Below are 8,120 nucleotides of genomic sequence, written 5' to 3'. Positions count from 1 at the left end.
GATGACGCAGGGCGTGGTCTCCATGGATGAAATGCCCCCCAACTATGTACCGGCTGTGAACATGCTGAAGGAGGAGCGATACGAACCGGGTATCGCCTTGCTGCTTGCCATTACCGAGAAGATGCCTGCATTCACGGCGGCGTACATCGATCTCGGCATGGCGTATGCGCGAACTGGCGACCTGGACCGCGCGGAGGCCAGCTTGAACAAGGCGCTGCAATCGGATCCAAAACAGCCTGTCGCTTATAACGAACTCGGTATGGTGCAGCGCCGCAAGGGACAGTTTGCAAAAGCACGCACAAGTTATGAGGCGGCCCTCGCACAATCCGCCGACTTTCCATATGCGCACAGGAACCTCGCGATTCTGTGCGACTTGTATCTCGGGGATTACACCTGCGCGATGACACATTACGAGGCGTACAACCGAATCGTTCCGGATGACACCGAGGTCGTCAAGTGGATTGCCGACCTTCGCAACCGTGCAAAAAAACAGGAGGGGCAATGAGAAACAGTGGCATTCACTGGATTTTGCTCGGGGCTCTTGGCTTAGCTCCCACAGCTGTACTTGCGCAACAAGCTGCGCAGACCGGAAAAGAAGCAGCCCAGGGACAAACCGAAAAGTCACATGCAAAGACGCAAGAGACAACGGCACAAGGGGAGAAGAAGGATGAGGTAAGGAAACAGACTGAAGAGACGCAGCAAAAGACAGATGAAGAAGGAAAGTTGACGTCCGTCCCAGGAAGCAAGGCCCTCGGCATGTCCATTTTGGGCAATCAGGAAGCGCCTAAAGCTTTGGTTATCGTTCCCTGGAAAAGTTCGGAACTCGGCAATGGCCCCGGCGTCTCGACGTTGCTAGATGACTCGAGGCGGCCCGTGGACAAAGAGGTGTTCATGCGAATGCTTAGTTACTACGAAATTCGGTCGGAAACAGCGCGCCCCAGCGGTGCGACGACGAATGGGAGCACGGCAGCGCCCGCCAATGTGGCGCAAAGGAGAAAGCCATGAATTTCACTGAACTGATAAGACACGTCGGTATATTCGGAGGCGCGGTGATCGTCTCCCTCGCCCTGCTTTCTGTGTTTTCGGTGGGGATGATCATAGAAAAACACCGCCGCTTCTCTTCAGCTTTCCGCGAGTCGGCAAAGTTTAAGCCCGAGTTCAAAAAGTTCCTTCACGGAGGGGAAGTCAAGGACCTCATCGAAGTGGGGCAACAGCACCCGAATTCCTACGTGGCGCAGGTGGTCTCGGCGGGCATCATCGAGTACGACGGCGTGGGCCAGCGAGGAGGTGATCCGACCGCTTCGCTCGAACTCGTCACGAGCGCACTCAGGGACTCCATTTCCGAAACGCTGATTCAGTTGAAACGTGGCCTCGGATTCCTTGCCACAATCGGCTCCACGGCGCCGTTCGTAGGTCTTTTCGGCACCGTAGTCGGAATCATCAACGCTTTCCGGAGCATCGCGGCCACGGGGTCCGGCGGAATGTCTGTGGTTTCGGGCGGCATCGCGGAGGCGCTGGTTTCGACAGCCCTCGGTATCTTCGTCGCAATCCCGGCCGTCGTAGCCTTCAACCACTTCACCGGCAAGCTTGAGACTTTCCATGTCGAGATGAATCGGGCTTCGTCCCAGCTCGTCAACCGCTTGTTCAAGATACCGGAGCTTAAGGGGCTTGACGTTGAAGTGGATGAAGTCAATGCGTCGAAGATCACAAAGGAAGGTCCAGCCTATGCGACTCGGTGAGCCGGCCAGAATGCAGGCGGCCATCAACATCACGCCGCTCGTCGACGTGGTGCTGGTGCTGCTGATCATCTTCATGGTGATGGCGCCCCAGATGCGGAAGGGGCCCGACGTCAACCTGCCGAACACGACCAAACCGAGCTCGCAGGGCGACGAGAGAGGCCGAATCCTGGTGTCCATAGACGAGTCTGGCGGGTTGTGGATCAACGATCAGTCTGTCGCACCCGAGCATTTCGACGAGTCTCTCCGCGCTGCGGTGGGCGCCGAGACGAGCCCCAAGATTGTGATCCGAGGCGATGCAAAGCTGAATTTCCGCGAGGTTCGTGAGGTCATGGTCGCGATCGAGCAGACCGGTTTTCGCGGAGTCGGACTGATCGCCAAGCGCACTGGCGCAGAAGGAAAGTGACATCATGCAGTTCAACAGCAACGATTCCGGCTCCAGCCTGCAGTCTGAAATCAACATCACGCCGCTCGTCGACGTGGTGCTCGTGCTTCTGATCATATTCATGGTCGTCGTGCCGCTTCTGATGGAGGGCTACGATGTTGATATCCCTCGAGCCTCCGCGGATACGGCGGCTCCGGTTCTCCAATCCCAGTTAATTCTCAGCATAGGTTCCGCGGCATGCCCCATCCTGACGCCGCCGGCGGGGGAGGGGATTCCGAAGGACTGTCAAGTGACACTGGCTGATCAAAAGATCCCGGTAGCTGAATTGCCTGCGCGCGTTGCGGCGATTCTTGGCGGTCGGCCCCCGGAACAGCGCGCTTTGTTCCTGGCCGTTGACGATCACCTGAACTACGAGGCCGTTCTACGCATCATTGATCTCGCGAAGTCGGGTGTTGAGGAATTGAAGATTGAATTTGTCGCAGCCAATTGAGGTGGTTGCTTGGTGACAACCATGGAAGCAACGAACATTTTGAAAAAATCCGGGGCTCCGACGGTTCCCAGCATGGCGAAGAGCCTGGGGATCCATGTCTTCGTGCTGGCTGTGCTGATGGTCATACCGGCGCAAGCGCTGTTTCGCAGCGAGCAACCCAACAACGAACTCGACATTGTCTTCTATCGTCCGCCGGAGATCCCGGTCAACTCACGACCCGATTCGCGGCCGATACCGCGCGGGGCGACCGAGGCTGGGTCCCCGCGAGGAGCGCCTGCACCTGCGTTGAAACCGAAGCCGAACGTCCCTGCAGGTCCAGACCTGGCTGGCAAAGCGGAACTCCCGCCAGGTCCCGAGGCTGGCCTACCCGCGGAGGCAAAGTCGAAGGTAGCAAGCGCCGGCATCCTGGCACTCAAGGACAAGATCGCAAGCCTGGCACAGGATACTGTCGTGGCGCCTATTGGAGCCGACGCGCGTCACATTGCTGCCGATGACGTAGGCCGGCAGTCGGCACGCTCTTTGTTGACGAGCAACACGCCGGGATCAAGCGGCGGCATAAACGTGGCCTCCCTGAGCCGCAGTGTGGGAGGCGGTGGCGGAGGAGGCGGAGGTGGAGGAAACGGTGGTGGAGGTGTGGGTGGCCGAGGCACAGGCGCCGGAGGCGGCGGGATTGGTGGTGTTGGGGTAGGCCGCGCGGTCAGCCCGATTTCACCCATCACCGGGGCCGACCGACCTAAAGCACGCGGCGGGCCGGGTGCTGCCCGCACCGACGAGGAAATTCAGATTGTGTTCGATCGCTACAAAGCGTCGTTCTACAGGCTGTACAACCGAGAGCTGCGCAATAACCCCGCGCTGAAAGGCCAGATGGTTCTACGCCTGACGATTGAGCCGGACGGCAGCGTGTCGATGTGCGTGTTGCAGTCGACCGACATGGATGCGCCGGATCTCGCCACGCAGGTCGTTGGCCGCGTCCGGACGATCAATTTCGGCGCGAAGGATGTACCGGCCGTGACGATCGTGTACCCGATCGACTTTTTGCCGGCGGCGTGAAGCGTGCGGCCGAAGCGGGATTTGCCCGGACGTAAAGGAGGTTTGGAGAAGCTGAGAATCTGATCACTTAAGTTCGAACGTGATTTTGACAAAGGCAAAGCCATTCGAAAGATGGCGGCGCAAAGTCACCGGTCTAACGGGCTCGGGGGAGCCCCACGACGGCGGGACCGCCGGAATCCAGTCCAGGCGGACTGCCTTGTTCCCGATGAAATCCCTTGTTGAGGGGACGAGGGCGTAGATGACCTCTAGCAGCACAAACATCGCAAAGCCGCGCGGCAGCTGGATCAGAATCCTGCTGTTCGCTCTCGGACTGTTGTTGCTGAGTGCCGTCCCGTCACGGGCGCAGTCCGTTGGCGGTTGTGTCGCCAATTTTGGCGGCGTGATCGATGGATTTGTCAACCCTGTTCCGCCCTCGCAGATCAATATCGACGGAAATTGCACGATCCGGAACTTCCCAATATCCAACCCGCTGACTTCCAACATCAGCTTCACAGGCACCGGAAGAGGCTGGCTGGTCATCTTCGACAATGTCGATTTCATCGGCAACATGTCTTGCGACAAGGTGCACGGGAATTTTATCTGGTTCGTCAACGGCTCCACCACAACGCTCAAACCCAGCTGTCAGAACCTCCTCGTACCGGTCGACAAGATCGACAAAGAGAATCCGCCTGGGCCGCCCTTTGTCTCGATCGGGGTGCCCTTTACCTACACGCTCACATTCCCACAACTGGTCAGTGCGACGACCGGCGCTGTGGTCAATCCCAACGGTTCGAACGTCGAAGTCGACCAAGTCACGGTGACTGACAACCTTAATTTGACTGGGGTTTCGCTCAGCTATGTGAATAGCAGTGCCACCTGGAAGGGCAGCGGCGCCGTGGTGCCTTTCACGGTCGCGAACGCAGGAGGGCTGCTCACCTTCAGCAGTTTTCCTCCGATCCCCGCCGGACAACAGATCGTGCTGAGCGTCACTGTAGTGCTCAACAACGCCGTGCCGCCGAACTCGCCTGGCACGCAGTTCTCAAACACTGCGAGCTGGACCTTAGGAACAACCATAGGCGGAACCTTCCATTTCCCGCTGCCAGGACAGCAGGGAGTCTCGTCGCCGCCGCTGACCATCGCGGCACCCAGCCTGGTAATGACCAAGGGCGGCCCGGCGACGATGAATCCTGGTCAGCTGGGGCAGTTCACCCTCAACGTGCAGAACGCGGGCAATAGCGACGCCTGGAACGCGACCATCGTGGACAAACTGCCGACTGGGGCGACGGGCGGCATGTGCAACATGACGCCTCAGGTGCTCAGTGCACGGGTGTTCCAGGCGGACGGCGTTACACCTGTTGCGGGCAAGGGCCCGCTCACGGCCGGCGCGGATTACACGCTCAGCTATGCGGGAGCGCCCACTTGCACGCTGACTCTCAACATGCTCAGCGCAGCGGCGGTAATCGGTCCGACGCAGCGTCTCATCGTCACCTACCAGACACAGCTCGATGCGAACACACAGGACGGTGCCTTGCTCACGAACGTGGCCGGCACGACGCTGTGGTTCAACGGCCCGGGCAGCGCCACCAGCCGGCAGAGCTACACCTGCACGCTGACCAACGGTACACCCGGCGTGCTGGACTGTCAGGACGCACACACGGTGACGGCGGTTATCCCCGTAGTGAGCATCACCAAACAGGTGATGGTGGTTGGCGGCGGCGCCGCGTTGCCGGGCGGGCAACTCGACTACCTGGTGCATGTGACGAACACCTCCGCGAACCCTGTAAACCCTGTGGTGATCACGGACAACCTGAATGCAGCGGGGGCGGGAGCGCTCACCTACGTGGCCGGCACCGCGACCATGAACGGCTCACCCAACGGTGTCATCGCCGCAGGTAACGTCATCACCGCGAACTACTCGGCGACCTACGGGCCGCTGGCAGCCGGAGGGACGATCGACCTACGCTTCCGCGCCACGCTCGGCAGCACGCTCGCTGCCGGCACAATCGTCACCAATACCGGCACCGTAACGTGGAACACCCCCCCGCAGACGGCTAGCGGCAGCGTCTCGATCACTATCGAGGGAGGCTCAGCCGCGCCCAATCTCGTGTTCACCAAGTCCGGGCCGGCGACGATGAGCGTGGGGCAGTGGGGACAGTTCGGCTTCAATGTGCAGAATACCGGGGCGAGCGATGCGTGGAACGCCACGCTTCTCGACGAACTCCCCAGCGGCGCAACGGGCGGCATGTGCAGCACGACGCCACAGGTGCTCAGTGCACAGGTCTTCCAGGCGGATGGCGTCACGCCGGTGGCGGGCAAGGGACCGCTGGTTCCAGGCATTGACTTTTCGATGAGCTACATCGGTCCGTCCACGTGCAGGCTGACGCTGACCATGCTGACTGCGGCTGCCACGATCGGCCCGAGTCAGCATCTGATCGTTGCCTACCGGACGCAGCTCGACGCCACCAGCCAAAATAACGTCCAGCTCACCAACATAGCGGGCGCAGTCCAGTGGTTCAATGCCGACAGCAGCGTCTCGACACGCCAAGCATTCAATAACACTTTGACCGACGGCACGCCGGGGATTCTCGACTTCCAAGATGCCCACACCGTTACAGTGGTGATTTCCGGGCTCGCTATCACGAAACAAGTCAGCGTCGTAGGTGGCGGTGTCGCCATGCCGGGCGGGCAGCTCGACTACCTGGTGCACGTGACCAATGTTTCGACGAACCCGGCCCCTTCGGTCGTGATCACGGACGATATCAGTACAGCCGGCCCGGGCCGACTGACGTTTGTGAACCCACCGGCAACGATGAACGGCTCGACAACGGGTATCAGCATCGCGGGCACAGTGCTGACTGCCAACTACTCTGCTGTGTATGGTCCGTTGCTGCCCGGACAATCCATCGACGTGCGATTCCGAGCGCAGATTGCATCGGGACTTCCCGCCGGTACGACGCTCACGAACACCGGCGTCGTAACGTGGAACAATCCCCCGCAGACGGCGAGCGCAACCGTCTCAATCGATATCGGAGGAGTCCCCGGTTCCGGCAGTTTGAACGGCACTGCATGGCTCGATGCAAACTTCAACAAGATAGCTGACGTCGGCGAGCCGCTGCTGCAGGGCTGGACTGTGGGGCTGTATTTCAATGGGGCTCTGCTGCAGTCCGTTCTCACGGATGTCAATGGCGTGTATCGAATCAGTGGCGTAGCGCCGACCGACGGGACGGCAGACCGGTACGAGCTCCGGTTCACCGCGCCAGGCGCGGGCCCGAATACCGCCAAGCTCGGCAAAGCCGACTCTGCCTTTACCAATTTGCTGCAGCGGATCACCGGCATCGCTGTGCCCTCCGGCAGCAACCTGCAAAATCTGAACCTGCTGATCGGGCCGAACGGCGTCGTATACAACTCGTTGACGCGCGCTCCCATTGCGGGCGCGACCGTCAAAATGCTGCGTGGCGCCACGCCGTTGCCGGCAACCTGTTTCGACGACCCGGCTCAACAGGGCCAAATCACCCAGGCTGGCGGTTACTACCGCTTCGACGTCAACTTCTCGGATCCCACCTGTCCCAGTGGTGGCAGCTACCTCGTCGTGGTGAGCGCACCAACGTCGAACTACGTGGCTGGTGAGTCGCTGGTTATCCCGCCGAGTTCGAACGCTACGACCGCTCCGTTTTCTGTGTCCACCTGTCCAACGGATGCTCTTCCGGTCGTCCCATACTGCGAGGCACAAGCCTCGGAATTTGCGCCGACACCCTCCGTGGCCGCGCGTAGCGCTGGGACGCAGTACTACCTGAACTTCACCTTGGATGGCACAGCGGTGCCTGGATCGAGTCAGATTTACAACAACCACATTCCGCTGGACCCGCAGCTCGCGGGAGCATTCTCCATCACAAAAACGACGCCGTTGCTCAACGTCACTCGCGGGCAACTCGTCCCATACACCATCACGATCAACAACGTAATAGGCGCATCGCTGCAAGGTGCGCAGATTGTGGATCGCTATCCAGCGGGCTTCAAATACGTGCCTGGATCCGCGCGTCTGGATGGTGTGCCCACAGAACCCACGGTGACGGCCGGCCAACTCGCGTGGAATGGGCTCAACTTCGCCAGCAGCTCCACTCGCTCGATCCTCTTGCTCCTCGCCGTCGGCGCTGGTGTTGGCGAAGGCGAGTTTGTGAACCGCGCCCAGGTCATGGAAGGCCTGACAGGCAGGCCGCTGTCCGGTGAAGCGACAGCCAGGGTTCGTGTGGTCCCGGATCAGACGTTCGATTGCACAGACGTGTATGGCAAGGTCTTCAACGACGTCAATCGCAACGGAGTGCAGGACAAAGGCGAAGCGGGTTTGCCCAGCGTGCGCGTGGTGACAGCGACGGGTCTGGAAGCGATGACAGATGAGTTCGGTCGGTTTCACATCACCTGCGCAATCATTCCTAATCAGGACCGGGGCAGCAATTTTGTGCTAAAGCTCGACGACCGGACC

7 protein-coding genes and 1 riboswitch are annotated in these 8,120 nt (G+C 60.2%); all 7 genes read left to right on the top strand.

Features of this window, described 5'->3' with window-relative positions; translation table 11 throughout:
* A partial coding sequence (locus VFI82_11180) for a tetratricopeptide repeat protein (protein ID HET7185238.1) occupies positions 1-505 on the top strand: 505 nt, incomplete at its 5' end.
* Positions 502-1,005 (top strand): hypothetical protein, encoded by a 504-nt coding sequence (locus VFI82_11175; GenBank protein HET7185237.1) that lies wholly within the window; start codon positions 502-504, stop codon positions 1,003-1,005. The genes VFI82_11180 and VFI82_11175, both read left to right, overlap by 4 nt.
* Positions 1,002-1,739, top strand: a complete 738-nt coding sequence (locus VFI82_11170) for a MotA/TolQ/ExbB proton channel family protein (GenBank protein ID HET7185236.1) — start codon at positions 1,002-1,004, stop codon at positions 1,737-1,739. Before VFI82_11175 ends, VFI82_11170 begins: the two co-directional genes overlap by 4 nt.
* Positions 1,726-2,142 (top strand): biopolymer transporter ExbD, encoded by a 417-nt coding sequence (locus VFI82_11165; GenBank protein HET7185235.1) that lies wholly within the window; start codon positions 1,726-1,728, stop codon positions 2,140-2,142. Before VFI82_11170 ends, VFI82_11165 begins: the two co-directional genes overlap by 14 nt.
* 4 nt (positions 2,143-2,146) lie before the next feature.
* Positions 2,147-2,611: a biopolymer transporter ExbD gene (locus tag VFI82_11160; protein HET7185234.1), complete on the top strand. Its 465-nt coding sequence runs from the start codon at positions 2,147-2,149 to the stop codon at positions 2,609-2,611.
* Positions 2,612-2,683: 72 nt separating this feature from the next.
* Positions 2,684-3,661 carry an AgmX/PglI C-terminal domain-containing protein gene (locus VFI82_11155; GenBank protein ID HET7185233.1) on the top strand — a complete coding sequence of 326 codons (978 nt, stop codon included), beginning with the start codon at positions 2,684-2,686 and terminating at the stop codon, positions 3,659-3,661.
* Positions 3,662-3,744: 83 nt separating this feature from the next.
* A riboswitch (cyclic di-GMP riboswitch) is annotated at positions 3,745-3,836 on the top strand.
* A gap of 63 nt (positions 3,837-3,899) precedes the next feature.
* A partial coding sequence (locus VFI82_11150) for a hypothetical protein (GenBank protein HET7185232.1) occupies positions 3,900-8,120 on the top strand: 4,221 nt, incomplete at its 3' end.

The organism is Terriglobales bacterium, from assembly GCA_035691485.1.
Classification (GTDB): domain Bacteria; phylum Acidobacteriota; class Terriglobia; order Terriglobales; family Acidobacteriaceae; genus JAIQGF01.
This window is presented reverse-complemented; position numbering and strand designations above follow the sequence as displayed.